General features: G+C 70.1%; 21 protein-coding genes. 7 read left to right on the forward strand and 14 right to left on the reverse strand.

Annotated features, from left to right (window positions below):
• Positions 1-2 precede the first annotated feature (2 nt).
• The 8 genes from HC362_RS10980 to HC362_RS11015 all read right to left on the reverse strand — a co-directional run bounded on the left by HC362_RS10980 (position 3) and on the right by HC362_RS11015 (position 12140).
• The gene (locus tag HC362_RS10980; protein WP_243083777.1) at positions 3-1652 is read right to left on the reverse strand and encodes an ABC transporter substrate-binding protein; all 1650 of its coding nucleotides are present in this window, start codon (positions 1650-1652) and stop codon (positions 3-5) included.
• Positions 1653-1790: 138 nt separating this feature from the next.
• Entirely contained in the window at positions 1791-2846 is a 1056-nt protein-coding gene (locus tag HC362_RS10985; protein WP_243083778.1) for a dipeptide ABC transporter ATP-binding protein, read from the reverse strand.
• Positions 2830-3816, reverse strand: a complete 987-nt coding sequence (locus HC362_RS10990; protein ID WP_243083779.1) for an ABC transporter ATP-binding protein — start codon at positions 3814-3816, stop codon at positions 2830-2832. The genes HC362_RS10985 and HC362_RS10990 overlap by 17 nt, the downstream gene beginning before the upstream one ends.
• Positions 3817-3833: 17 nt before the next feature.
• The gene (locus HC362_RS10995) at positions 3834-4778 is read right to left on the reverse strand and encodes an ABC transporter permease (RefSeq protein WP_243083780.1); all 945 of its coding nucleotides are present in this window, start codon (positions 4776-4778) and stop codon (positions 3834-3836) included.
• A complete protein-coding gene (locus tag HC362_RS11000; RefSeq protein ID WP_209266307.1) occupies positions 4771-5700 on the reverse strand; it encodes an ABC transporter permease in 930 nt (309 codons plus the stop codon). Before HC362_RS11000 ends, HC362_RS10995 begins: the two co-directional genes overlap by 8 nt.
• 85 nt (positions 5701-5785) lie before the next feature.
• Positions 5786-7396, reverse strand: a complete 1611-nt coding sequence (locus tag HC362_RS11005; protein ID WP_243083781.1) for an ABC transporter substrate-binding protein — start codon at positions 7394-7396, stop codon at positions 5786-5788.
• A 452-nt stretch (positions 7397-7848) separates the two neighbouring features.
• Positions 7849-9720 carry a translational GTPase TypA gene (typA, locus tag HC362_RS11010; protein WP_243083782.1) on the reverse strand — a complete coding sequence of 624 codons (1872 nt, stop codon included), beginning with the start codon at positions 9718-9720 and terminating at the stop codon, positions 7849-7851.
• 182 nt (positions 9721-9902) lie between these two features.
• Positions 9903-12140, reverse strand: coding sequence for an ABC transporter family substrate-binding protein (locus tag HC362_RS11015; protein WP_243083783.1), 2238 nt, complete (start codon positions 12138-12140; stop codon positions 9903-9905).
• A 466-nt stretch (positions 12141-12606) separates the two neighbouring features.
• Between HC362_RS11015 and HC362_RS11020 the strand changes: the two genes are divergently transcribed.
• The 7 genes from HC362_RS11020 (at position 12607) to HC362_RS11050 (ending at position 19808) form a co-directional block, all read left to right on the forward strand.
• Complete coding sequence (locus HC362_RS11020) at positions 12607-13227, forward strand: Uma2 family endonuclease (RefSeq protein ID WP_243083784.1); 621 nt, start codon at positions 12607-12609, stop codon at positions 13225-13227.
• 126 nt (positions 13228-13353) lie between these two features.
• Positions 13354-13653, forward strand: a complete 300-nt coding sequence (locus HC362_RS11025) for a hypothetical protein (RefSeq protein WP_243083785.1) — start codon at positions 13354-13356, stop codon at positions 13651-13653.
• Between the two features lie 81 nt (positions 13654-13734).
• Positions 13735-14577 carry a hypothetical protein gene (locus HC362_RS11030; RefSeq protein WP_243083786.1) on the forward strand — a complete coding sequence of 281 codons (843 nt, stop codon included), beginning with the start codon at positions 13735-13737 and terminating at the stop codon, positions 14575-14577.
• Between the two features lie 16 nt (positions 14578-14593).
• Complete coding sequence (locus HC362_RS11035; RefSeq protein ID WP_243083787.1) at positions 14594-16576, forward strand: fumarate reductase/succinate dehydrogenase flavoprotein subunit; 1983 nt, start codon at positions 14594-14596, stop codon at positions 16574-16576.
• A gap of 53 nt (positions 16577-16629) precedes the next feature.
• Complete coding sequence (locus tag HC362_RS11040; protein WP_243088489.1) at positions 16630-17433, forward strand: succinate dehydrogenase/fumarate reductase iron-sulfur subunit; 804 nt, start codon at positions 16630-16632, stop codon at positions 17431-17433.
• Positions 17434-17569: 136 nt separating this feature from the next.
• Positions 17570-19072, forward strand: a complete 1503-nt coding sequence (locus tag HC362_RS11045; RefSeq protein ID WP_243083788.1) for a sensor histidine kinase — start codon at positions 17570-17572, stop codon at positions 19070-19072.
• Between the two features lie 58 nt (positions 19073-19130).
• Positions 19131-19808, forward strand: coding sequence for a response regulator transcription factor (locus HC362_RS11050; protein ID WP_243083789.1), 678 nt, complete (start codon positions 19131-19133; stop codon positions 19806-19808).
• A gap of 10 nt (positions 19809-19818) precedes the next feature.
• On the opposite strand, the gene HC362_RS11055 is transcribed toward HC362_RS11050, so the two are convergent.
• The 6 genes from HC362_RS11055 to HC362_RS11080 all read right to left on the reverse strand — a co-directional run bounded on the left by HC362_RS11055 (position 19819) and on the right by HC362_RS11080 (position 25188).
• The gene (locus HC362_RS11055) at positions 19819-20550 is read right to left on the reverse strand and encodes a phosphatase PAP2 family protein (protein ID WP_243083790.1); all 732 of its coding nucleotides are present in this window, start codon (positions 20548-20550) and stop codon (positions 19819-19821) included.
• Positions 20551-20666: 116 nt separating this feature from the next.
• Positions 20667-21602, reverse strand: a complete 936-nt coding sequence (locus HC362_RS11060; RefSeq protein ID WP_243083791.1) for an ABC transporter permease — start codon at positions 21600-21602, stop codon at positions 20667-20669.
• Entirely contained in the window at positions 21599-22582 is a 984-nt protein-coding gene (locus tag HC362_RS11065) for an ATP-binding cassette domain-containing protein (RefSeq protein WP_243083792.1), read from the reverse strand. The genes HC362_RS11060 and HC362_RS11065 overlap by 4 nt, the downstream gene beginning before the upstream one ends.
• Positions 22563-23021, reverse strand: coding sequence for a lasso peptide biosynthesis B2 protein (locus HC362_RS11070; RefSeq protein ID WP_243083793.1), 459 nt, complete (start codon positions 23019-23021; stop codon positions 22563-22565). The genes HC362_RS11065 and HC362_RS11070 overlap by 20 nt, the downstream gene beginning before the upstream one ends.
• A complete protein-coding gene (locus tag HC362_RS11075; RefSeq protein ID WP_243083794.1) occupies positions 23018-23278 on the reverse strand; it encodes a lasso peptide biosynthesis PqqD family chaperone in 261 nt (86 codons plus the stop codon). Before HC362_RS11075 ends, HC362_RS11070 begins: the two co-directional genes overlap by 4 nt.
• On the reverse strand, positions 23275-25188 hold the full coding sequence (locus HC362_RS11080; protein ID WP_243083795.1) for an asparagine synthase-related protein: 1914 nt from the start codon (positions 25186-25188) through the stop codon (positions 23275-23277). The genes HC362_RS11075 and HC362_RS11080 overlap by 4 nt, the downstream gene beginning before the upstream one ends.
• Positions 25189-25246: the final 58 nt, after the last annotated feature.

Here is a 25246-nt window from a genome sequence, read left to right on the forward strand (position 1 = left end):
GCTCACTTGACCTTGATGTCCGTGAAGACCGGTACGGAGAAGGGGTTGAGCTTCACATTACTGACCCGGCTGGAATACCCGGCGTTCCCGTTCTGGTACCACAGCGGGATCGCGGGGAAGGTCTCCAGAATGCGCTTCTCGGCCTGCTGGAAGAGGCGGACGGCGGACTTCTCGTCGGTGGCGGCGTTCGCCTGGTCGATGAGCTTGTCGACCTGGGGATCGGAGAAGCCCGAGTCGTTGGAGGAGGCGTCGGTGTAGTAGATGGGCTGGATGAAGTTCTGGATGAGCGGGTAGTCCATCTGCCAGCCGGTCCTGAACATCCCCTTCATCTCCTTGTCCGAGATGTCGGAGCGGAATTTGCTGAACGTCGGCACGGGGTTGATGGTGCAGGCGTTGTTCTTGCCGAGCGTGCGGTTGATGCTGTTGCAGACGGCCTCCATCCACTGCCGGTGGGAGCCGGTGTCCACATTGGAGGTCAGGGTGATCTTCCCGCCGGGCAGCCCGCCGCCCTGCTTGATGAGTTTCTTGGCTTCCTCGGGGTCGTATTCGCAGGCGTCACCGCAGAGTCCGGGCTTGTAGCCGCCGGCGGTCTTCAGCACGGGTGAGGTCAGGTCGGTCGCCGGTTCGCGGGTGCCGTGGTAGATCTTCTCGGTCACCTCTTTCCGGTCGATCGCCCTGGAGAGGCCGCGGCGCACCATGGCGGCCTTCTTGCTCTGCCACTTCTTGTCGTACATCGGGAAGGAGATGGTCTGGGTGATGCCCGCAGGCTGGTTGATGTACCGCCCGTCCAGGTCCCGTTTCGCGTTCTTGAGCTGTCCGGCCGGCAGTTCGTCGACCACGTCGAGGTTTCCGGCCTGGAGGTCGGTGTAGCCGGTGTTCTGGTCGGTGTAGACCTTCAGCTCGACGCCCTTGTTCTTCGGCGTGTCCTCCCCGGCGTAGTACTTGTTCCGGGACAGCTTCATCGACTGGCCCTTGGTGTAGGAGTCCACCTTGTAGGGGCCGTTTCCGACGGGCTTCTCGAGCCAGGCGTCGTGGTCGGTGAAGAACGACTTGGGCAGCGGGGCGTAGGCGCTGTAGCCGAGCGTCTGCGGCCAGAGGGAGAACTTCTGGTTGAGCTTCACCGTGAAGGTGTGGTCGTCCTTCACCTTCAGCCCGGCCAGCTTCTTCGCCTTGGGCTTCCCCCTCTCGGGGTGGACGTCCTCGTAGCCCTCGATGTACTGGAAGAAGTAGGAGTTGATCTGCTTGTTGGTGACCAGCGCTCCGTAGTTCCAAGCGTCCACGAAGGACTTGGCCGTCACGGGGGTGCCGTCGGAGAACTTCCAGCCCTTCTCCAGCTTGATGGTGAAGTTCTGCTGGTCGTCGGTCTCGATGGACTCGGCGACGGCGTTCTCGGCCTTCCCCGTGGTGGGGTTGTACTTCATCAGGCCCCGGGAAATCATGTCGAGGACCTTGCCGCCCTGCACCTCGTTGGTGTTGGCGGGCTCGACCGGGTGCTGCGGATCGGTCCAGAACGCGCGTACGACCCCGCTCTGCGCGCCGCCGGCGGCACCGCTGGCGGTCGAGCCGCCGCCGCAGGCCGTCGCCGTCAGAGCGACAGCGCCGGCGGCGGCGAGCGCCCGCCTGGTCATGGTGGTGCGGGTGGCTCCACGCATGGGTGCCTCCTGGGTGCGCTGTGGGTCCGAGTACGCCTCGAACCCACATAACACCTTTTGACACCATATGCCTGGCCGCCTTGCCCGCCGCGGAACGGGCCGGAACCCGTTTGGGGGACACCGCGGGCAGCGGCCGCGTCAGGCCGCGACCACCGCCGCGCGCTCCTCGGCGAAGTGGCAGGCCGACGGGTGCGCCGCACCCGATCCCGAGCCCTCGAACAGGGTGGGAACAGCCAGCAGCGGCACCTCGTCGGCGCAGCGTTGCTGCGCCTTCCAGCAGCGGGTGCGGAACCGGCAGCCGGACGGCGGGTTGGCCGGTGAGGGGACGTCGCCCTCCAGCACGATCCGCTCCCGCTTCCCCTCCGACTCCGGGTCGGGCACCGGAACAGCCGACAGCAGCGCCTGGGTGTAGGGGTGCGTGGGGTGCTCGTAGATCTGCTCGTCGGTCCCGATCTCGGCCATCTTGCCGAGGTACATCACACCGACGCGGTCGGAGATGTGGCGGACGATGGACAGGTCGTGGGCGATGAACATGTAGGAGAGCCCGAACTCGTCCTGCAGTCGCTCCATCAGATTCACCACCTGCGCCTGCACCGACACATCCAGCGCCGACACCGGCTCGTCCGCCACGATCACCTCAGGCCGCAGCGCCAGCCCACGCGCGATACCGATCCGCTGCCGCTGACCACCACTGAACTGATGCGGATACCGGTTGATGTACTCCGGATTCAACCCGACCACATCCAGCAACTCCTGCACCTTCCGCCGCCGGTCCCCCTTCGGCGCCACCTCCGGATGGATGTCGAACGGCTCCCCCACGATGTCCCCCACCGTCATCCGCGGATTCAACGACGTATAAGGGTCCTGGAACACCATCTGGATGTTCCGCCGCACCGCCTTCAAAGCACGGCCCGACAGCCGGGTGATGTCCTCACCCTTGTAACGGATCGTGCCGGACGTCGGCTGCTCCAGATTCATCAGCAGCTTGGCCACGGTCGACTTGCCGCAGCCCGACTCCCCCACGATGCCCAGTGTCTCCCCCGGGTAGAGGTCGAAGGAGATGCCGTCCACGGCCTTGACCGCACCGATCTGCCGCTTGAAGAGGACGCCCTGGGTCAACGGGAAGTGCTTGGCCAGGTCCCGCACCTCGAGGATCGGCTCACCCCGGCCGCCCTGCTCATGCCGCTCGGTCATCGATCGTCTCCTTCCAGAAGTGGCACGCGCTGCCGCGTCCGTCGCCGACCTCGGCGAGCGGGGGCAGCTCGGTGCGGCAGACGTCCCGGGCGGCGGGGCAGCGCGGGTGGAAGGCGCAGCCGCCGGGCACCTTGGCCATGTTGGGCGGCAGGCCCTGGATCGCGTACAGCTCCTGGCCCTTGCGGTCCAGACGGGGGATGGAGTCGAGCAGGCCCCTGGTGTAGGGATGTGCCGGTGTCCGGTACAGCTCCTTGACCGGTGCTGTCTCCACGATGCGGCCCGCGTACATCACGGCGATCTTGTCGGCCACATCCGCGACCACACCCAGATCGTGCGTGATCAGAATCAGACCCATGTTGTACTCACGCTGAAGATCCGCCAACAGCTCCATCACCTGCGCCTGCACAGTGACATCCAGCGCCGTCGTCGGCTCATCCGCGATGATCAGATCGGGCTCCAGCGCCAACGCCATCGCAATCATGATCCGCTGCCGCATACCCCCACTGAACTGATGCGGGTAGTCGTTCACCCGGGCCTTGGCCGCCGGGATCCTCACCCGTTCCATCAGCTCGACGGCCTTGGCCTTGGCCTCCTTGCGGCGCAGCCCCTGGTGGACGCGGAACATCTCGGCCAGCTGGTAGCCCACCGTCAGCACAGGGTTCAACGAGGAGAGCGCGTCCTGGAAGATCATGGCGATCTTGGCGCCGCGGATCTTCCGCCGCTCCTCCTTGGACATGGCCAGCATGTCCTTGCCGTGGAAGAGGATCTCGCCCTGAGGGATCCGGCCGGGCGGCATGTCGAGGATGCCCATGATCGCCTGGGCGGTCACCGACTTGCCGGAGCCGGACTCGCCGAGCACCGCGAGGGTCTCGCCGGCCTCGACGCTGTAGTTGACGCCGTTGACGGCCTTGACCAGGCCGTCCCGGGTCTTGAAGTCGACGTGCAGGTCGCGCACTTCGAGCAGGGTCATGGCTTTACCCGCCTCCCTCAACGGCTCTTCGGATCGAGGGCGTTGCGGACCGCATCGCCGAGCATGATGAACGCCAGCACGGTGAGGGACACCATGACGGCCGGGGATATCAGGATGTGCGGCGCCGTGCGCAGGGCGTCCTTGCCGTTGGAGACGTCCACACCCCAGGAGACCGTGGGCGCGGCCAGGCCGATGCCCAGGTAGGAGAGGGTCGCCTCGGCGGCGATGTAGCCGCCCAGCGCCGTGGTGGCGACGACCACCACAGGGGCGAGCGCGTTGGGCACGATGTGCCGGAACATGATCCGTACGGTGCTCGCGCCCAGGGATTTGGCCGCCTGAACATAGTCGCTCTGCTTGACGGTGATCACCGAGCCGCGCGCGACCCTGGCGATCTGCGTCCAGCCGAGGAAGAGCAGCGCCGCGATGACCACCCACAGGTTGGACTTGGTGAAGGTGGTCAGCACGACCATGGCGCCCAGCAAGAAGGGGATGCCCTGGAAGATGTCGGTGATCCGGGAGAGCACGCTGTCCAGCCAGCCGCCGAAGTAGCCGGCGACCAGGCCGACGAGACCGCCGAGGATGGTGACGAAGAGCGTCACCAGGACGCCGACGAGCACGGAGGCGCGCGCGCCGTGCACCATCCGGGCCCATACGGAGCGGCCCTGGGTGTCGTATCCGAACCAGTCCTCGGCGAAGAAGTGTCCGTAGTTGGGCTTGCCCTGGTAGTGGTGCGTCAGGTCGCCCACCGTCGGGGACGCGGAGGTGAACCAGCCGGGGAAGGCGACCATCGCCAGCAGTACCACGATCAGTACGGCGGAGATGAGGAACAGCGGGTTGCGCCGCAGGTCGTGCCAGGCGTCGGACCACAGGCTGCGGCCCTTGGCCGGCTTGGCGTCCGCGCCCGGCGGGGCCGGCTGCGGTTCCGTGGACGCCGACGCGGGCACGTTCAGGGTCTCAGTCATAACGGATCCTCGGGTCCAGGACCGCGTAAAGCAGGTCGACGAGCAGGCTGGCGACGAGATAGACGATGACGATCAGCGTGGCGATGCCGACGACCGTGGAGCCCTCACGCCGGTTGAGCGCTTCGAAGATGGTGTTGCCGACGCCGTGCACGTTGAAGATGCCTTCGGTGACGACCGCGCCGGCCATCAGCGCACCGATGTCGGTACCGAGGAAGGTGACCACCGGGATCAGCGAGTTGCGCAGCAGGTGGACGCCGACCACTCGGCGCCGGGGCAGTCCCTTGGCGACGGCGGTGCGGATGTAGTCGGCACGCAGGTTCTCCGCCACCGAGGTACGGGTCAGCCGGGTGACGTACGCCAGCGAGAGCGCGGCCAGCACGATGGCGGGCAGCAGCAGCTGTCCCGGATCTCGCGAGTCCTGGACGGTGGGGGTGAGCCAGTCGAGCTGGAAGGCGAACAGGTACTGGAAGAGGTAGCCGAGGACGAAGCTGGGCACCGAGATCAGCAGCAGCGTGAAGACGAGCACGATCCGGTCGAACGCCTTGTCGGCGAACAGGCCCGATACCAGGCCCAGCAGCACACCGACGACGACGGTGAAGACGAACGCGAAGAGGGTGAGCCGGATGGTGACGGGGAACGCCTGCGCGATCACGTCGGCCACCGGGCGCTGGGTGGCTATCTGGGTTCCGAAGTCCCCTTGGAAGAGCCCGGTGAGGTAGTTCCAGTACTGGTGCCACAGGGGCAGGTCCAGTCCGAGCTGGTGTTTGATCGCCAGGATCTGCGCGGGGTCGGGCTTCTTCTCGCCGTACAGTGCCGCCACCGGGTCGCCGGGCAGCGCGTACATCATGCAGAAGATCAGCAGAGTCGACCCGATGAAGACCGGGATCATCTGGAGCAGTCGCCGCGCGACGTAGCGCCCCATAGTGCCTCCGTAACGGAAAGGGAGATCAGGCGACGGCCGGGGCCGCCCGCGTCGGTGCGGGCGGCCCGGCGTCGGCGGCGTGCTGCTACTTGACGGTGATGTCGGTCACCAGGACGTTGCCGTCGAAGCCGACCTTGACGCCGTCGATGTCCTCGCCGTGCACGATGTTGGCCGCGTAGTCCCACAGCGGGATGGCCGGCATCTTCTGCAGCAGTTCCTTCTCCGCCTTCTGGTAGTCCTTGACGGAGGCGTCGAGGGACGCGGCGTGGTCGCCCTTCTCGAAGAGCTCGTCGACCTTCTTGTCGGAGAACCGGCCGTAGTTGGTGGAGGCGCCGGTCTTGTACAGGTCCTGCATGAAGTTGACGTTCAGCGGGTAGTCCGCGAGCCAGCCGCCCCGGTACATGCCCTTGACCTTGTTGTTCTGGCGGGCCTGCAGGTCGGTCTGGAAGTCCGGCTTGGAGTCGCCCACGCACTTGACGCCGGTGGTCTTGGTGATGCTGTTGCAGACAGCCGTCACCCATTCCTTGTGGCCGCCGTCGGCGTTGTACTGGATCCAGATCTTGTTGCCCGGGATCCCGCCGCCTTCCTTGATGTACTTCTTGGCCTTCTTCGGGTTGAAGGACAGCACATCGGTGTCGAGCTTCTGGTAGCCCTTGACCTGCGGCGGGGTGAAGCCCTTGGAGGGGATCCGGGTGCCCTGGAGCACCGTCTTGGTGATCGTCTTGCGGTCGATCGCCATCGACAGACCCTGGATCACCTTGGGGTCGACGTCCTTGAACGGCTTGGAGTAGAAGACCGGCACGATGCTCTGGGTGCCGGCGTAGGGCACGTCCAGGGCCCGGTCACCGAAGTCGGCCTTGCGCTTGGGCAGGTCCTTGGGACCGACGCCGTCGACCAGGTCGAGGTTGCCGGAGAGGGCGTCCTGGTAGGCGGACTCCAGGTTGGAGTAGTTCTTGAACTGGATGCCCTTGTTCTTGGCCTTGTTGGAACCCTTGTAGCTGCTGACGGCCTTGACCTGGATCAGCTTGTTGTGGGTCCACTTCTGGAACTTGTAGGGGCCGTTGCCGACCGGCTTCTGGCCGAAGCCCTTGGGGTCCTTGTAGAACGACTCGGGCAGCGGGGTGAAGGTCTTGTAGCCCAGCTTGTACTCGAAGTACGGCACGGGCTTGGACAGCTCGATGGTGAAGGTGTGGTCGTCGACGACCTTCAGCCCGGACATCTCGTCCTTCTTGGGCTCGCCCTTCTCCGGGTGGACGTCCTTGTAGCCCTCGATGTCGTCGAACCAGTAGCTGTTGGCCTGCTTGTTCTTGACGTTGGCCATCCAGTTCCAGGCCTTGACGTACGACTCGGCGGTCACGTCCGTGCCGTCGTGGAACTTCCAGCCCTTCTTGAGCTTGACGGTCCAGGTCTTGTTGTCCTTGGAGTCGACCGAGGCGGCGTTCATGTCGATCAGGCCGCCCTTGGCGTCGTAGCCGACGAGCCCGGTGAACAGCGCGTCGATGACGTAGCCGCCGAACTTCTCGTTCGTGTTGGAGGGAAGCAGCGGGTGCTGGGGCTCGCCGTTGAACATCGAGACGTACCCGGCGGGCTTCCCGGAGGCCGAGTCGCCGTCGCCGCCCGACCCGCCGCAGGCCGTAGCCGCCAGGGCCACGGCCGCCGCGAGAGCGGACCACTTCATCGTCTTCGCGCCACGCATGGGCCCGTCCTCCTCAAAGATGTCGCCAAGAGAAAAGGGGCGGTGCCAGATCCGGCAGCAGCTCTGCCGGATCTTCTGCAACACGCCCCCACGCTCGCGGAGTCGGCGCCCATTTGACGGTGCGTGACCCTTTAACCCGAGCTCGATGGATTCACTATCAGCCCTCACCCCCCTGTTGAACCAGAGTCAAGGGATTTCATTTTGGTTACACATACAACTTCTTATCCGTTATCCGGAGAGCTGGAGCCCCCAAAACGGCACAAGAGGGGCATCACTCAGGGTGGTTGCCCTGTTTTCCGGACACCGCGCCCCTCAGGCGTGCACAGCGCGCTGGAGAACGGGGACTCAGAGTGCCCGGACCGGGAACGCACAAAGGGCCCCACCCGCGAGGGTGGGGCCCTTTGTCGGCGCGCTGATCGCTACGGTGCGTAACGACCGTGCAAGGGGATCGGCTACCGCTTGGCGCGTGCGGCGGCCCGCGCGCGCTCCTTCATGTCGAGGTTGACCTTCCGGATGCGTACCGTCTCCGGCGTCACCTCGATGCACTCGTCCTCGCGGCAGAACTCCAGCGCCTGCTCCAGCGAGAGCTTCCGCGGCGGCACCAGGTTCTCCGTCGTATCGGCGGAGGCGGCGCGCATATTGGTGAGCTTCTTCTCCTTGGTGATGTTGACGTCCATGTCGTCGGAGCGGGAGTTCTCCCCGACGATCATGCCCTCGTACACCTCGGTGCCCGGCTCGATGAAGATGACGCCCCGCTCCTGGAGGTTCATCATCGCGAACGGCGTCGCCGTACCGGAACGGTCCGCCACCAGCGAGCCGCTGCGCCGGGTGCGCAGCTCGCCGAACCACGGCTCGTGCCCCTCGAAGATCGAGTGCGCGATACCGGTGCCCCGGGTCTCGGTCAGGAACTCGGTACGGAAGCCGATCAGCCCGCGCGAGGGGACCAGCCACTCCATGCGCACCCAGCCGGAGCCGTGGTTGGTCATGGTCTCCATCCGGCCCTTGCGGGTCGCCATCAGCTGGGTGATGGCGCCCAGGTGCTCCTCGGGCGCGTCGATGGTCATCCGCTCCACCGGCTCGTGGAGCTTCCCGTCGATCTCGCGGGTGACGACCTCCGGCTTGCCCACGGTCAGCTCGAAGCCCTCGCGGCGCATCGTCTCCACCAGGATGGCCAGCGCCAGCTCACCGCGGCCCTGCACCTCCCAGGCGTCGGGACGCTCGGTGGGCAGCACCCGCAGCGAGACGTTACCGATCAGCTCGCGGTCCAGCCGGTCCTTGACCAGCCGCGCGGTCACCTTGTGGCCCTTGCCGCCCTTGCCCACCAGCGGCGAGGTGTTGGTGCCGATGGTCATGGAGATGGCCGGCTCGTCCACGGTGATCAGCGGCAGCGCCACCGGGTTCTCGGCGTCCGCGAGCGTCTCACCGATCATGATGTCCGGGATGCCGGCGACCGCGCAGATGTCGCCGGGACCGGCCTCGGCGGCGGGCTTGCGGGTCAGCGCCTCGGTCATCAGCAGCTCGGTGATCCGCACGTTCTGCACGGAGCCGTCCCGCTTCATCCAGGCCACGGTCTGGCCCTTCTTCAGCGAGCCCTCCTTGACCCGCAGCAGCGCGATACGGCCCAGGAAGTTGTCGGCGTCCAGGTTGGTGACGTGCGCCTGGAGCGGCGCGCCCTCCTCGTACGTGGGCGCGGGCACCGTCTCCAGCAGCGTGGTGAAGAACGGCTCCAGGCTGTCGCTGTCGGCGGGCACCGCGCCGTCCGCCGGCTGGGTCAGCGAGGCGATGCCGTCCCGGGCGCAGGCGTAGACGATGGGGAACTCGATCTGCTCCTCGTCCGCGTCCAGGTCGAGGAAGAGGTCGTAGGTCTCGTCCACGACCTCGGAGATCCGGGCGTCGGGCCGGTCCGTCTTGTTGACGCAGAGGATGACCGGGAGCCGCGCCTGGAGCGCCTTGCGGAGCACGAAGCGGGTCTGCGGCAGCGGGCCCTCGGAGGCGTCGACCAGCAGCACCACCGCGTCCACCATCGACAGACCGCGCTCGACCTCGCCGCCGAAGTCGGCGTGGCCCGGGGTGTCGATGATGTTGATGGTGACCGGCTCGCCACCGTCCTTGGGGTGATACCGGACCGCGGTGTTCTTGGCGAGAATGGTGATGCCCTTCTCGCGCTCCAGGTCGTTGGAGTCCATCACCCGGTCGTCGACGGATTCGAGCTGGTGGGCCGCGAAGGCTCCGGCCTGCTTGAGCATGGCGTCGACCAGGGTCGTCTTTCCGTGGTCGACGTGGGCGACGATGGCGACGTTACGGATGTCGTGGCGCGTGGGCACTGAGGGGTGTCTCCCGGGTTGACGGATCGGGCCGCGCTCCGGCCCTCGGCGGGCGGTCCGCGCTCCCTGACGCCGGGCATGGCTCGCCGCGGCCTCGTCAACCATGGTACGGGCCCGCTCGCGAAGCGCCGGACGGGGCCGCTGTGCGGTCCGTCCGGCGCTCCGGTGACGGCAGGGGACGATCAGCTCTTGCGGTACCCCATGTCCTCGTACACCGGGGTGGTGAAGCCGAAGGCACCCACATTGGCCAGGCCGCGCTTGGCCGCCACCAGCTGGGGCCGCTGGTAGAGCGGGAGCGAACCGGCCACCGCCCAGATCCGCTGGTCGGCCTTCTCCATCAGCTCCCGGCGCCGCCCGTCGTCCAGCTCGCCCGCGGCCTGCTCGAAGAGCTGGTCGATCCGGTCGGTGCCGACCCTGGCGTAGTTCTGCTCGACCAGCAGCGAGCCGTCGGAGGCGGCCTGCGGCTTGGCGAAGATCGGCCGGGCCTCGGTGGCGGGGAAGGCCGTCGCGGGCCAGGAGTAGAGCGCCAGGTCGTAGTCGCCGGTGGCGATGTGGTCCTTGAAGTAGCTGTCGTCGGGCACTTCCTTGATCTGCGTGCGGATGCCGACCTCGTTGAGCATCCGGGCGATCCGCTTGCCGGTGTCCCTCAGCTGCGCGGTGCCCTTGCCGCCCGGCAGGACGAAGCGCAGCGCCAGCGGCTTGCCCTCCTTGCTGCGTACGGCGCTGGCCGGGTCACCGGCCAGCAGTCGCAGTTCCCGGGCCGTCGCCTGCACCCTCTCCGCCGTCTCCAGCGCCGCCTTGGCGCGGCTGAGCTTGCGCTCGGAGCCGGCCTGTCTGGCGGAGGCGAGGCTGGAGTGCGCGGACTGCGCGAGGATGGCGCCACGCTGGGCCGTGGCCGAGACGGAGAGGCCCAGCGGCTTGTCGACGACCCGGGCGATCTGGGCGGCGGTCAGCCGGACGACGGATGCCTCGGCCTCGGCGCGGTGGGGCGAGCGGCCCCCGGCCTCGGGCGAGTCCGCCGTACCGGGCTCGGCGGGCCCGCCGTCGGCCCGCTTCTTCTTCTCCTCGTCGTCCTTGCCCTTGTCCTTGCCTTTGTCCTTGTCGTGAGCGCTCTCGGCCCGCTCGTCGGCAGCCGAGCCGCCGAGGCCGCCCGGCTTCCAGCCCGCGTCGGCCAGCATGGACTGCGCCGAGTCCACGTCCGCCTTGCCGAAGGCACCGCTGTTGTCCCGGTAGCCGTCCTGGTTGACCATCCGCAGGTGGCTGCCGAGCGGCTCGCTCGACAGGCCGGTCCCCGCCAGCGCCTTCTCGGCCAGCTCCTCGCGGTCGATGGCGTTGGCCACCGCGCGGCGCACCCGCTCATCGGCCAGCGGCCCGCTCGCGCCGTTGAGTGTCAGCTGGGTGTAGGCGGGGTCGAGCGCGCGCCGCACCTCGTACTTGCTCAGGTGCCGCGCCGCCGAGACGCCGAGGCGCTTGCGGGCCTCCCGCTTGCGGGCCTCGCGCAGCTCCGCCTCGCGCTTGCGGGCCTCCTTGGCGTCCTTCGCGTCCTTGGCGCCCTTGGCCGCGTCCGGGCGCTGGGGGCCGCCCAGCCCGTTGGCCGAGCCGATCCGCCTGGCCGTCGAGGCGCTGACGTCGGCCACGTCCACCTTGCCCTCGGCCAGGGCCTTGGCCCGCTCGTCGCGGGGTACGGCCGTCAGCACGATGCGGTCGAGCTTGGCCTTCTCGCCCCACCAGCGGGGGTTGCGCTTGAGGACCGTACGGGAGCGGTCCTTGCCCGCCTTGACGACCCGGAACGGTCCGGCGGCGGCGGGCAGCGAGGTGCGGACCCCGTCGTTGAAGACCTTCGGGCTCCTCATCGCCTGCTTCGGGTAGAGCGGCGTGAACAGCGAGCGCCAGTCCGCGTAGGGCTTGGCGAAGACGACCTTGACCTCGTCGGCTTCGTCACCCTTGGTGATCTTGCGGATACGGTCGTATCCGGCGTTCCGCGCCGTCCAGTAGGCGTTGTTCTTGCCGCGCAGCGCCTTCCACTGGGCGCGGAAGTCCGCAGCGCCCAGCCGTCGGCCGTCGCTCCAGCGGGCCTTCGGGTTGAGCTTGTAGACGACGGTCTGCCGCGGCTCGGTCTCGGTCACCTCGGCTTCGCGCAGGAAGTCCTCGTCGATCTGCGGCCGCCCGCGCTTGTCGAGGGTGAACAGCGCGGGCAGGGTGGCGGCCGCGACCCGCTTGGTGGCGTCGGTCGAGTCCGGCTGGAAGACGTTGAAGGTGGTGGGGGCCGCGTCCACCGCCCAGCGCAGGGTGCCGCCGGAGTCGATCCGCTGCCGCGGGGTGGCCCGTACCTCGCCGCCCGCCTCGCCGGAACCGGTGCGGGCCTCGGCGTCCTGCGAGTCCGAGTCGCCGCACGCGGCCAGCGGCACTGGCAGCAGCACACCGGCCACGAACATCGCCGCCCAGCGCCGGGTGCGACGCCGGTTCCGGCGGGGCCGGACGGTGGCGTCGCGGCACGGGGGCTCGCCTGGCTGTGGCGGCCTCGGGGGCCTTCGAGATTCGGCTGAGACGGCTCGCATGCTGAAAACCTCCGGGGCTGGCCGCGTGCCCGTGTCTGTCCACTATTGGCGGCTTTGGCGGCTCATCACTCTTTTCGACTTTTCACACCACTGAAGAGGAGCCCACACCGGAGACCGGACAGACACGACGTACGGAGCACATTTGCCACCCATGCGGAGCAGTTCCGCGGCGGGGCGTGGGGGCGCACGCCGCGGCATTCGTACATCCGTGCCACTCGTATGGAGTAACCCGCGAGGAAACCCCGCACATGGCTTCGGGCAGCGCCGCACGATGCTCCCGGGGGTGTCCGGCCCCGGCGTAATCTGGAGACCAGCGAGAGGACCAGCGATGACCGCCGAACCTGTGATGGAGCCGGTGATGGCCGTGGAGAACCCCATCGACATGCTGATCGAGGTCGAAGGTGTCTCCGAGGAGGCAACTCGGCCCGAATACCTCGAGGGAATGGTCATCGTGCCACCGCAACCGGATTACCAGCACAACGATGTGGTACTCGGTCTCGTCTTCCAGCTCCGTGAATCCGGTTACCGTCACAGCGGGTTCGGCAACGGCTTCCAGGCCACCACTGAGGGGTCCGTCACCCAGAGCCTCGTCGTCCCGGACTTCTTCGTGCTGCACCGACGGCCCAGCGAGGTGGACGAGGCGTACCGCAAGGCGAACCGTGGCTGGTACTCAGCTGATCTGCTTGCTCTCGTCGGCGAAGTCACCTCAAGCAACCACGAGATGGACTCCGGCCCGAAGTATCGCGCCTATGCCGCTGCCGGTGTCCCCGTCTGCGTGCTGATCCACCGCCAGGAAGGCAAGGCCTACGCCTTCTCCGACCCGGTCTCGCACGAAGGCGATGACGGCGATGCGCACTACAAGACGACGACCAAGGTCAAGCTCGGGGACCCGCTCCCCCTCCCCTCCCCCTACCCGGCCCTCGACACCTCCGCACTGCTCCGCGGCTGAAGCCGCCCCGCAGGGTCTCGTACGGCGGAAAGGCGTGTCGCACCCTTCACAAGCGGGAGTGTGACGCGCAACACTCGCCACGCGCATCGACCACGCCAGCCGCACCACCGCGGAGGTGGGCAAGTCATGTCTCTGCACAATTCCTTGCACGACGAACTGACAGCCGCTCAGCGCTGTCTGGACGATCTCGCGCGCTGCGTCAGCCGACTGGAGAAGCACGTCGGCAGCAGCCTGGAGATCCGGCGGGTACGCAGCGACACCGAGCATCTGAAGGAGTCGCTCGCCCTGCTGTCGGCCACAGCTCCGCGGCCTCGGCCCGAGCCGCACGCCGAGATGGTGACCATCTCCGACCAGCCCTACGACCCGGGCCTGTGGACGGACGTCGACGACGAGGGGCTCGGAGCGCGCGACCGGCACGCACCGTGACTCGTTGGACAACGAGTCGTTGAAGGCAGGCCCTTGCTGCCCGGGCCCGCCCTGACCCAGCCGTCTCATCCGGAGAATCCGTTGGCCACTGGCACCGAACCCCAACACAAGACACCCCCCGCGGGCTCCCGGCCCGCGGGCGTGCACACCAGCACACGCGCCGCCATCGCCGAGCCGCATCTGCGCAAGGACCGCTGGTGGCTCGCGCCAGCCGCGACCGTGTTCGGTCTGCTGGCGTTCGTCGTCTACTCGACCTGGCGCGCGTTCGCGAACACCGACTACTACCACGCGCCGTACGTCTCGCCGTTCTACTCGCCCTGTCTGGCGGACAACTGCGCGACCATGAAGGGCGGGCCCAACTGGGGTCTGTTCGGCGAGTGGTGGGGCCTGTCGCCCGCACTGATCATCCTGATCTTCCCGCTGGGCTTCCGGCTCACCTGCTACTACTACCGCAAGGCCTACTACCGCGGCTTCTGGGCCTCACCCCCGGCCTGCGCTGTGGCCGAACCGCACAAGAAGTACACCGGCGAGACCCGCTTCCCGCTGATCCTGCAGAACATCCACCGCTACTTCTTCTACGCGGCGATGCTGGTCGCGGTGATCCTCACCTGGGACACCGTGCTCGGCTTCCGGAACGAGAAGTACGAGTGGGGCCACATGGGTCTGGGCACACTGGTCTTCCTCGCCAACATCGGGCTGATCTGGGCGTACACCCTCTCCTGCCACTCCTGCCGGCACATCGTCGGCGGCAGGCTGCGGCACTTCTCCAAGCACCCGGTGCGCTACCGGCTGTGGGGCTGGGTCGGAAAGCTCAACGAGCGGCACATGCTGCTCGCCTGGGCCTCGTTGCTCAGCGTGGCGCTGGCGGACTTCTACGTCTACCTGCTGGCCACCGGCACCATCACCGACCCGCGGCTCTTCTGAGAGGGACTTGAGCGACATGGCACACGTCGAACGACACCAGTGGGACGTCGTCATCGTCGGCGCGGGCGGCGCCGGACTGCGGGCCGCGATCGAGGCCCGGGAGCAGGGCCTGCGCACCGCGGTGATCTGCAAGTCCCTCTTCGGCAAGGCCCACACGGTGATGGCCGAGGGCGGCATCGCCGCCAGCATGGGCAACGTCAACGAGGGCGACAACTGGCAGGTGCACTTCCGCGACACCATGCGCGGCGGCAAGTTCCTCAACCAGTGGCGGATGGCCGAACTGCACGCACGCGAGGCCCCCGAGCGGGTGTGGGAGCTGGAGACCTGGGGCGCGCTGTTCGACCGCACGCCGGACGGCCGGATCTCGCAGCGCAACTTCGGCGGGCACGAGTACCCGCGGCTGGCCCACGTCGGCGACCGCACCGGCCTGGAGCTGATCCGTACGCTCCAGCAGAAGGTCGTCTCCCTCCAGCAGGAGGACTTCAAGGAGAGCGGCGACTACGAAGCCCGGATCAAGGTCTTCCAGGAGTGCACCGTCACCCAGATCCTGAAGGAGCCCAACCCGGAGGAGGGGGAGCCGGACCGGGTCTCCGGGGTCTTCTGCTACGAGCGGGAGAGCGGCCGGTTCTTCGTACTGGAGGCGCCGGCGGTGGTGCTGGCCACCGGCGGTATCGGCAAGTCGTTCAAGGTGACCTCCAACTCCTGGGAGTACACCGGGGACGGCCACGCGCTGGCGCTGCTGGCCGGGGCCTCGCTGATCAACATGGAGTTCGTCCAGTTCCACCCCACCGGGATGGTCTGGCCGCCGTCGGTGAAGGGCATCCTGGTCACCGAGTCGGTGCGCGGCGACGGCGGGGTGCTGCGCAACTCCGAGGGCAAGCGCTTCATGTTCGACTACGTCCCGGACGTCTTCAAGGAGAAGTACGCCGAGTCCGAGCAGGAGGCCGACGGCTGGTACGAGGACCCCGACAACCACCGCCGCCCGCCCGAGCTGCTGCCCCGCGACGAGGTGGCGCGCGCCATCAACGCGGAGGTCAAGGCCGGGCGCGGATCCCCGCACGGCGGTGTCTTCCTGGACGTCTCCACCCGGATGCCCGCCGAGACGATCAAACGGCGGCTGCCCTCCATGCACCACCAGTTCCGGGAGCTGGCGGATGTCGACATCACGGCCGAACCCATGGAGGTCGGCCCCACCTGCCACTACGTGATGGGCGGCGTGGACGTCGACTCGGACACCGCGGCAGCCCGCGGCGTACCGGGGCTGTTCGCCGCCGGGGAGGTCGCGGGCGGTATGCACGGCTCCAACCGGCTGGGCGGCAACTCCCTCTCCGACCTGCTGGTCTTCGGCCGCCGCGCGGGGCTGTACGCGGCCCAGTACGCGCGGGAGCACGCCGGATCGCGCCCCCGGGTGGGTGACGAGCAGATCGACGGGGCGGCCGCCGAGGCGCTGCGTCCCTTCGGCGTCGGCTCCGCGGCGGCCGACGAGGAGGCGCAGGGCCCGGCCGAGAACCCGTACACGGTCCACCAGGAGCTCCAGCGGTCCATGAACGACCTGGTGGGCATCATCCGCCGCGAGGAGGAGATGTCCGAGGCGCTGGAGCGGCTGGCCGAACTGCGGGAGCGCGCCCGCCGCGCCAAGGTGGAGGGCCACCGGCAGTTCAACCCGGGCTGGCACCTCGCCCTCGACCTGCGCAACATGCTGCTGGTGAGCGAGTGCGTGGCCCGCGCCGCGCTGAACCGTACGGAGTCGCGCGGCGGCCACACCCGCGACGACTTCCCCGAGATGGACCGCGAGTGGCGGCGCGCCAACCTCGTCTGCACGCTGGCGGCCGCCGAGAGCACGGCCGGGGCAGCGGGCGGGGACGCGGAGGCCGGCCGCGCCGGGCGGATCGCGCTGCGGCGCCGTGAGATGCCGCCGATCCGCAAGGACCTCCTTGAGCTGTTCGAGAAGGAGGAGTTGATCAAGTACCTGACCGACGAGGAGCTGACGAGCGAGTGACTACCCAGGCACACCATGGCGCAGGCCCGGGCACCGAGGGCGTCGGCGGCGCGGTGAGCGGCGAGGCCCCCGACGCGACGCGGCCGGAGACCAGCTACGACGCGCACTTCAAGGTCTGGCGCGGCGATGTGGACGGCGGCGGTCTGGAGGACTTCACCGTCGAGGTGAACGAGGGCGAGGTCGTCCTCGACATCATCCACCGCCTCCAGGCCACCCAGGCCCCCGACCTCGCGGTCCGCTGGAACTGCAAGGCGGGCAAGTGCGGCTCGTGCAGCGCGGAGATCAACGGCCGGCCCCGGCTGCTGTGCATGACGCGCATGTCGGTCTTCGACCGCGCCGAGACCGTCACCGTCACCCCGCTGCGGACCTTCCCCGTGGTCAGGGACCTGGTGACCGACGTCGGCTTCAACTACGAGAAGGCCAGGCAGGTCCCGTCCTTCGTGCCGCCGCCGGACCTGGGGCCCGGCGAGTACCGGATGCAGCAGGAGGACGTCGGGCGCTCCCAGGAGTTCCGCAAGTGCATCGAGTGCTTCCTGTGCCAGGACACCTGCCATGTGGTGCGGGACCACGAGGAGAACAAGCGGGCCTTCGCCGGACCGCGCTTCCTGATGCGGGTCGCCGAGCTGGACATGCACCCGCTGGACGCCGCCGAAGACGCCGGTCTCGACCGCAAGTCCACCGCGCAGGACGAGCACGGCCTCGGCTACTGCAACATCACCAAGTGCTGCACGGAGGTCTGCCCGGAGAACATCAAGATCACCGACAACGCCCTGATCCCGCTCAAGGAACGGGCCGCCGACCGCAAGTACGACCCGCTGGTCTGGCTCGGCAACAAGATCCGCCGCCGTACGACATAGCACGACGCAGCACGACGCAGCACGGCGCCGGATCGCAGGTCAGGGCGGCAAGGCGCCGGGCTGAGCGGTCCAGCGGCCGGTGACATTCGACTTTCGGCAGTGTCACCGGCCGCCCGGCCCTCTTACCGTCGCATACGTGACCGAAAGACGCAGTCAGCTCCTCACCAGCGCCCTCACCGCCGCCGCGGGTGCGGCGGCGCTCCTCGGGGTGCTCACCTCGCCGTGGTGGACCGCGGTGACCGCCTGCTGCTCGTTCCTCGCGGGGCGGCGCCCGGGCGGGGGCCCCTCCCAGCAGGAGGCCGGGGGAGCCCTGATACCGGCGCTCTTCCTGGCCGGCTCCCTCGCCGCGAGCATGACGGCGGCCCTCACCCACCCCGCCTGGCTCACGCCGGGCACCCGGTTCGTGGCGGTGGCGCTCACAGCGGGTGCGCTCTCCTGGTGCGCCGGCCGCTTCTGGCGGCAGTACCAGGAGCTGGCCCGCGCCGGCTGGGAGCGGGCCGAACAGCTCGCACGGGAACGCGAGCTGGTGGCCGGCCAGGCCCGGCTGCGCGAGCGGTCCCGTATCGCACAGGACATGCACGACGCCCTCGGCCACGAACTGAGCCTGCTCGCCCTCTCCGCGAGCGCCCTCAAACTTGCCGACGGTCTGAGCGCGGAACACCGCACGGCGGCCGAGGAGATCAGAGGCCGCGCCGAGACGGCGGTCGACCGGCTCGGCGAAGTCATCGGTGTCCTGCGCGAGACGGAACAGGACGCCCCCACCCGGCCACAGGACACCGGCGTCACCGACCTGGTCGAGGAAGCGTCGGCCGCAGGGCTGGCCGTCACCGCGCGGATCGAGGGCGACCCGGAGGACGCACGCAACGCCCCGCCGCCGCACGCCCTGCGCGCCGCGCACCGCGTGGTGCAGGAGTCGCTGACGAACGTGGTCAAGCACGCGCCCGGCGCCACCGCCACGGTCACGGTGGAGTACGGGGCGGACGAGACACGGGTGGTGGTGGAGAACGGCCCCGCCGCCGCGCTGTCCGACCGGGCGTCCCACAGGCTGTCCGACTGGCCGTCCGACAGGCCGTCCGACAGGGCGAGCGCCCGGCCGGGGGTCGGCGGGCGCGGGCTGATCGGGCTCGACGAGCGGGTGCGGCTGGCAGGCGGGACCTTCCGCTGGGGGCCGCGTCCTGACGGCGGCTTCACCGTGCGGGCCACGCTTCCGCACACCCGCGCATCCCAGCCGCCGAGCGCCCCGGCCGCGCCACCCGCGCCCTTCCAGGAGCAGCGGCACGCCCGCCGCAGACTGGGGCGTACGGCACTCGCCGCCGTCACCGCCTGCCTGACGCTGGGCGCCCTGCTGGGCGGGGCGCTGACCTGGTGGGACATGCTGGTGACCAAGCGCGCTGTGCTGGCGGCCGAGGACTTCGGCCGACTCCGTGCCGGGCAGCAGCGGGAGCAGATCGCCCCGCATCTGCCCGCCGAGCAGACCCGGCACCGGCCCGCACACACCCCGCCGCCGCCACAGGGAGCCGGAACCACATGCGAGTTCTACGCGATGACAGCCAACCCGTTCGACGACCGCTCAGGAGATGTCTACCGGCTCTGCTTCCGCTCGGACACCCTGGTCTCGGCCGAGGCGCTGCGGCCGTGAGGGACGCCGCGATGAGGGACGCCGCGGTGAGGGGCGCCGGGATGAGGGACGCCGCCCGATGACCGCGCCGACGATCCGGGTACTGATCGCCGACGACGAGCCCATGGTCCGTACCGGAGTGCGCACCATTCTGGCCACGGACCCCGCCATCGAGGTCGTCGCCGAGGCGGGCGACGGGCACGAGGCCGTGGAGCTGGCGCGCAGGCACCGCCCAGACGTGGCCGTGCTCGACATCCGGATGCCCAAGGCCGACGGCATCGAGGCGCTGACCGCGCTCGGCCGGGCCGTGCCCGGCACCCGTGCCGTCATCCTGACGACGTTCGGGGAGGACGACTACATCCTCCGGGCGCTGGGCGAAGGCGCGGCGGGCTTCCTGGTCAAGGCCGGAGAACCGGAGGAACTGCTCGCAGGCGTACGGGCGGTGGCCGACGGCGCCGCCTACCTCTCGCCCAAGGTGGCGGCCCGCGTCGTCGCCCACCTGGCGGCAACCGGCGCCGGAGCCGCAGCCGGCCGCCGCTCCTCCGCGCGGGCCCGGGTCGACGCGCTGACCGACCGCGAGCGGGAGGTCCTCTCCCACCTGGGAGCCGGACTGTCCAACGCACAGATCGCACGGCGCCTGCGCGTGGTGGAGGGCACGGTGAAGGCCCACGTCAGCGCCGTCCTCGCGGGTCTGGGCGTGGACAACCGCGCGGCGGCGGCCGTGGTGGCGTACGAGGCAGGGCTGGTGCCGCGCTAGGGGCGCCCCGTCAGGGAGAACTGGGCGCTCGGCCCCCACTCACCCGAGGTCCGCACACGACAGCCAGGAGCAGCCCCCTCATCAGCACCGCCGCGACCGCACACGCGGAACCCAACAGCGCGCCCGCCAGCACATCGTGCGGATAGTGCACTCCCACCAGCACGCGCAGCAGCGCCGCGGCGCCGGCCAGTGGCAGCGTCACCGCCGCGAGGCGGGGCAGCGTCATGGCGAGGCCCACGGCCAGCGCGGCGGCGAGCGTGGCGTGGTTGCTCGGGAAGGACCAATCCCCCGTCGGCGGGCACTCCGCCACCGGATGGGCCCCGGACAGCGCCCGGCACGGCCGCTCCTCGTCCACCACCAGCTTCAGCGCCTCGCTCGCCGCATAGGCCACCACGGTGCCGACGCCCGTCAGCACCGTGCCCACCACTCGCGGGTCCTTCGTACGGCCGTCGCGCCAGCCCCGCCATCCCACCCAGAGCAGCAGGAGCCCGAGGGCGACCAGGGTGCCTTCCGTGGCCAGTTCCAGGAGGCCGCCCAGCCAGCCGGGACCGTCCCCGGCGAGCCCGCTCAGCTCCCGGTAGCCGGAGGCCGAGGCTCCGCTGGTGATCCGTACGGGATCCTGGTGGCCGAGCCCGCCGGGTGCCAGCACCCAGACCCCCGCCCCGCCGGCCGCCAACGCCGCCACCGCACCGAGCGGCCCGCGCACAGGCGACCGCCGTCGTATTTTCCGTTCCGTGGACATGGCACGGAAGCTACGGACGGCACCCGGCCCGCGGCCCGGCCCTAAAGTCGGCCGGGCGGTTGGCCGTTCGTCAGGGTTGACATGCCGGCTCGGAGCGTTCATGTCGCCTGCGGCGTTCACCCCCTGCGCGCGAACCGGCGGGCCGCCGCCACCAGCATCAGCACCGCGAGCACGGTGACGAAGCAGACCTCCACGGCGACCGGTGGGGTCCAGCCCGCAATCTGCGGCGGCCCGGCGTAACCGCCCATGTCGAGCTCGCCCGGCAGCGTGCGGCGTACCGCGTCGACGGCGTAGGTGAGCGGGTTGAGGTGGACCACGATGCCCAGCCAGCGGGGCAGCCCGCTGGGCGAGAACATCGCCCCGGACAGGAACATCAGCGGCATCAGGGCGAGCCCCATCAGCACCTGGAAGGTCTGGATGCGCTGGATGGTGACGGCCGCCAGCATGCCCCCCGCGGTGAACAGCAGTGCGATGAGCGCGACTTCGAGCAGCGCGACCAGCAGCAGCGGGTGGTAGGCGATGCCGACCGTGCCGGAGATGGCGAGCACCAGACCGCCGTAGACCGCACCGCAGGTGGCGCCGCCCAGCGAGAGGCCCAGCAGGAGACTGACCCGGTGCACGGGCGCGACCATCGCCTGCCGCAGCATGCCGCTCTGCCGGTCCATCACCACGGAAAGGCCGACCGCCAGCGCCGGGGCCTGGGTCGCCATCACCAGGACGCCGGGGAAGAGGAAGCTGCGGAACTGCTCGAAGGCGTCCCCTGCCGTGGTGCCCATCGACTCCAGCCCGGTGCCCATCACCAGCAGGAACATCACGGGCGTCACCAGTCCCATGACGATCTGCACCTTCGTACGCAGCAGCCGCACCATCTCGCGATGCCACAGCACGCGGACCGCCCGCGCCTCGCGGACCAGACGGCCGGGCCGGGCTCCCCGCGCGCCGCCCGCGCCCCACACCCCGCCCGTCCCTCCGGCCGCGCCCGTTCCTCCGGCCGACGGGGACGCCTTCGGTCCGGCCCCCGGCCCCTGCGGTACCGTCTCCACGGCGCTCATCGCCGCCTCCCCACGTCGTCCACGGTCAGCGGCCCGCCGCGCTCGGCGCGGATGGTCCGGCCGGTGTGGTGCAGGAACACATCGTCGAGCGAGGGCGGGGTGACGGTCGCCGACAGCACGGCAATGCCCGCCTCGGCGCAGAACTTCGGCACGAACGCCGCGCCGTCCGGCACGCTCAGCCGCACCCCGTCGGGGCCCGAGGACGCCTCCACACCGAAGCGCTCCCGCACGAGGAGCGCCGCTCCCGCGTCGTCGCGGGTACGCAGCACCACCGTGTCGTCGCCCACCTCGGCCTTCAGCTCGGCGGGGCTGCCCTCCACCTCGATCTGGCCGTTGTCGATGATGGCGAGCCGGTCGCAGTGCTCGGCCTCCTCCAGGTGGTGGGTCGTCAGGAACAGGGTGATTCCTCGCTCCCGGCGGAGGCGGTGCAGATGCTCCCAGATCACGGTGCGCGTCTGCGGGTCCAGACCGGTGGTCGGCTCGTCCAGGAAGAGCACCTGCGGCGCGGTGAGCAGCGCCCTGGCGATCTCCAGCCTGCGCCGCATGCCGCCGGAGAACTCCCGGACCGGACGGTCTTGCGACTCGGTCAGCCCCACCAGCTCCAGCAGCGCCGCCACCGTACGGCGGCTCTGCCGCCAGGGGGTGCCGAACAGCTCGGCGTGGAAGCGCAGCGCCTCCCGCGCCGTCAGGTCCAGGTCCAGCGTCGTCTCCTGGAACACCAGCCCGATCCGCTCCCGTACCGCGTGCGGCTCCCTCACCACGTCGTGCCCGCCCACGAAGGCCCGCCCCGCGGTGGGCCGCAGCAGCGTGCACAACATGCTGAGAGTCGTCGTCTTGCCGGCGCCGTTCGGCCCGAGAAAGCCGAACGTCACCCCCCGTGGCACCGCCAGATCCAGACCGATGACCACCGGCCTGTCTCCGTACGTCCTGCCCAGGTCCTCGGTGCGGACCGCCAGGTCCTCAGCCGTTGCCGTGGCCATCACTCGCTCCCTCCCCCGTCCGCGCCGCTTTCGCGCGGACCGCGATCACCGTGCGGAAGGCGCCGATGGCCTCGCCCTCGCCGACCGGCTCACCGTCCACCTCGATCCAGGCATGCGCCCCGAACGGCCTGGTACGGAACCCCGAGCACCAGTCCGGCCATTCGCCGTGCAGCCGGCACAGCAGCGCCGCTGCCACGGACCGCTGCAGACAGCCGAGCCCGGCGCAGCGCACACTCACGGCGACGGCCGCCTGCCGTGCCCGCAGCGCGCGTTCCCGTCCTGCGGGCCTGGCGCCCCGGCTGAGCACCGTCAGCACCCGGCGCAGCCGCCCCGGCTTCAGCTTGACCAGCAGCCGGGCGATGCCGACCGCCAGCCGCGCCTCCGCCTGCCGGTGCGGCGCGAGCCGCACCGCGCGCTCCCCCACCCCCGGCAGACTCATCGCGCCACCAGCAGACCGGCGCCGCGCAGCGCGTCCACAAGCCCGTGCACATCGGCGGTGGCCCGCTCGAGGAACTGGGGGCTCGCGGCGCTCAACCGCTCGGCCGCCTCCTGCGGCGTACTGCCCTCCAGCAGCAGCCGCAGCACGGTGGCACCGGAGCCGTTCAGCCGCCAGAAGCGGCCGTCCTTCTCGTTGAGCAGCACCACTCCGGATTCGGTTTCGGTCAGGACGACCTCGCGGGGCAGGGCGAGCGTCATGATGCCTCCTTCAGCTCGGTCGCGGACGGGAGCGGCGAGGTTGCCGGACCGGCTGTCCGCGGGGCGGCCGGCAGTCGTGGCGCCGGGGTGGTGTGCGGGGAGCGGAGCCAGGCCTCGACCGCAACGGTCCGCTCCAGATGGGCCGCGTAGCGACCCTCGTCGGACGGGCTGAGCAGCGCGGCACGCAGCACATCGGCGTCGGCGAGACCGCGTTCGCCCAGCCGCAGCCCGGCGCACAGGGCGACGGCCGGCTCCCTGCCGCGAGCCAGCCCTTCGTAGAGCTCGGCGCTGAACTCGCCCTTGTCGGTGCGGCCGAGGATCTCGGGCGGGACGATGCCGCGCATCGCCTCCGTCAGCAGCGGCTTGAAGCGCCCTGACGGCATCCGCTCGGACAGGCGCACCGACAGCGCCGCCTCGATCACCCGGTCGTCGAGGAACGGCGCCTCCCAGCCGACGCCGTACCGCGCCATGGCCCGCGCGGTCTGCCGCATGGTGGTGCCCTCGAAGGCCAGGTACTCCAGCACCTGGTGCCCGAACCGGTCCGCGTCCAGCGGTGGAGTTCCCGCGTCGGCCTCGTCCAGCAGCGCGCCGCGCACGAGCGCGACGGCCTCCGGGGTGCTCCACGCGGGCATCCGCAGCTCCCCCGTCCAGCCGAAGCCGACCTGCCAGCGCTGCGGCGGCGGGCTGGTCAGCCGCCCGGCCAAAGCGCGCAGCGCTTCCGGGAAGCCCGCCCGGTCCGCCAGCCCCCGCACGGTGCCGGTCAGCGGCCACCGGTTGAGGAGACGGCGGCGGCGGATCTGCGGGAGGGCCGCGCGGGGCTCGGTGCGGAGCATCGTCCACAGCCCGTTGGGCAGGGGCCCGAACAGTTCGTCGCCGCCGAGCCCCATCAGATGCAGCCGGGAGCCCGCCGCGGCCGCCGTCCGGGACAACGCCCGAAGGTGGGGGCCTCCCCAGCGCCAGTTGAGCGGTCCCTCACCCCCGTCGGGCTCCTCCTCGACGCCGCCCTGCACGGCGGCGTCGGCGGGGAGGCCGAACAGCCGCTCCGAGTGGTCGTGCGGCAGGTCGGTGTGGTGCACGGACGGGCCGAAGTGCGCGGCGGCCCGCCGGGCCCAGCGGTGGTCGGGGTTGCGCGGGTCGAGGGGTACCGCGTGGTACGTGTGGGTGCGTACGGCCAGGTCGTCCGCGACGAAGCACAGCGAGGTGGAGTCCAGTCCGCCGGACAGATCCGCACTGAGCGTGCCCGCCGACTCGGCCCGTACGCGTACGGCCTCCCGCAGCGCCTCCCGCAGCGCCCCCGCGGCCTGCGGCAGCGGCGTCCTGGGTGCCGGTCGCTGCCACCAGCGCCGTTCACGCGCGGCGCCGTCGGGTGTGAGCTCCAGCCAGTGCCCGGGGGTGACCGCCTCCACCCCGCGCCAGACCGATCGCCGGGACAGCGGCCAGGGCAGATACGGCGTCAGCAGCCTGCCGGCGAGCGCCGCCTCGTCGCAGGGCGCCTTCGCGAGCGCGGCGAGTGGCGCGGGCCCACTGGCGGCGACCGTGATCCCCGCCAGGCGCACGGTGAAGATCTGCCGAGCCGTGGACAGCGACCCCTGAGCGCGCACCCACCCGTCGAAGCTGGCCATCAGATGGCAGCAGCCCGCCAGCGACCGGGCGGCCTGGTCGAGCTCGGACAGCGATCCGGCCCGGTCCACCAGTCGCTGGAGGTGTCCGGCCGCGGTCCGGGTGTGCCCGGCCACCACCAGCCGCCGCGACGGCGGGCCGAGCACCCGTATCCCCTCCCCGTCCGCCGCACAGCCGACGATCCAGGGGCGGCCGGAAGCGTGCGGAATCACCGCGGCTTCGGCCAGTGCGGGAGTGCGGGCGATGAGGTCGTGGGCGGCGGGGTGGTCGGGAAGAACGAGAAAGTCCATGTGCTGCGCGTCTCCTCAGATGCGGCGGCAGCCCTGCCGCCTTCGCGCCGGTCGCGCG

This window comes from Streptomyces sp. 891-h, from assembly GCF_022760275.1.
GTDB lineage: Bacteria > Actinomycetota > Actinomycetes > Streptomycetales > Streptomycetaceae > Streptomyces > Streptomyces spirodelae.

Coding starts and splice junctions, on each gene's coding strand:
- HC362_RS11035 (WP_243083787.1), top strand. CDS start 14,594: ATGGCACACGTCGAACGACACCAGTGGGACGTCGTCATCGTCGGCGCG.
- HC362_RS10985 (WP_243083778.1), bottom strand. CDS start 2,846: ATGACCGAGCGGCATGAGCAGGGCGGCCGGGGTGAGCCGATCCTCGAG.
- HC362_RS10990 (WP_243083779.1), bottom strand. CDS start 3,816: ATGACCCTGCTCGAAGTGCGCGACCTGCACGTCGACTTCAAGACCCGG.
- HC362_RS10980 (WP_243083777.1), bottom strand. CDS start 1,652: ATGCGTGGAGCCACCCGCACCACCATGACCAGGCGGGCGCTCGCCGCC.
- HC362_RS10995 (WP_243083780.1), bottom strand. CDS start 4,778: ATGACTGAGACCCTGAACGTGCCCGCGTCGGCGTCCACGGAACCGCAG.
- HC362_RS11055 (WP_243083790.1), bottom strand. CDS start 20,550: ATGTCCACGGAACGGAAAATACGACGGCGGTCGCCTGTGCGCGGGCCG.
- HC362_RS11080 (WP_243083795.1), bottom strand. CDS start 25,188: ATGGACTTTCTCGTTCTTCCCGACCACCCCGCCGCCCACGACCTCATC.
- HC362_RS11065 (WP_243083792.1), bottom strand. CDS start 22,582: ATGGCCACGGCAACGGCTGAGGACCTGGCGGTCCGCACCGAGGACCTG.
- HC362_RS11070 (WP_243083793.1), bottom strand. CDS start 23,021: ATGAGTCTGCCGGGGGTGGGGGAGCGCGCGGTGCGGCTCGCGCCGCAC.
- HC362_RS11060 (WP_243083791.1), bottom strand. CDS start 21,602: ATGAGCGCCGTGGAGACGGTACCGCAGGGGCCGGGGGCCGGACCGAAG.
- HC362_RS11050 (WP_243083789.1), top strand. CDS start 19,131: ATGACCGCGCCGACGATCCGGGTACTGATCGCCGACGACGAGCCCATG.
- HC362_RS11025 (WP_243083785.1), top strand. CDS start 13,354: ATGTCTCTGCACAATTCCTTGCACGACGAACTGACAGCCGCTCAGCGC.
- HC362_RS11000 (WP_209266307.1), bottom strand. CDS start 5,700: ATGGGGCGCTACGTCGCGCGGCGACTGCTCCAGATGATCCCGGTCTTC.
- HC362_RS11075 (WP_243083794.1), bottom strand. CDS start 23,278: ATGACGCTCGCCCTGCCCCGCGAGGTCGTCCTGACCGAAACCGAATCC.
- HC362_RS11020 (WP_243083784.1), top strand. CDS start 12,607: ATGACCGCCGAACCTGTGATGGAGCCGGTGATGGCCGTGGAGAACCCC.
- HC362_RS11005 (WP_243083781.1), bottom strand. CDS start 7,396: ATGCGTGGCGCGAAGACGATGAAGTGGTCCGCTCTCGCGGCGGCCGTG.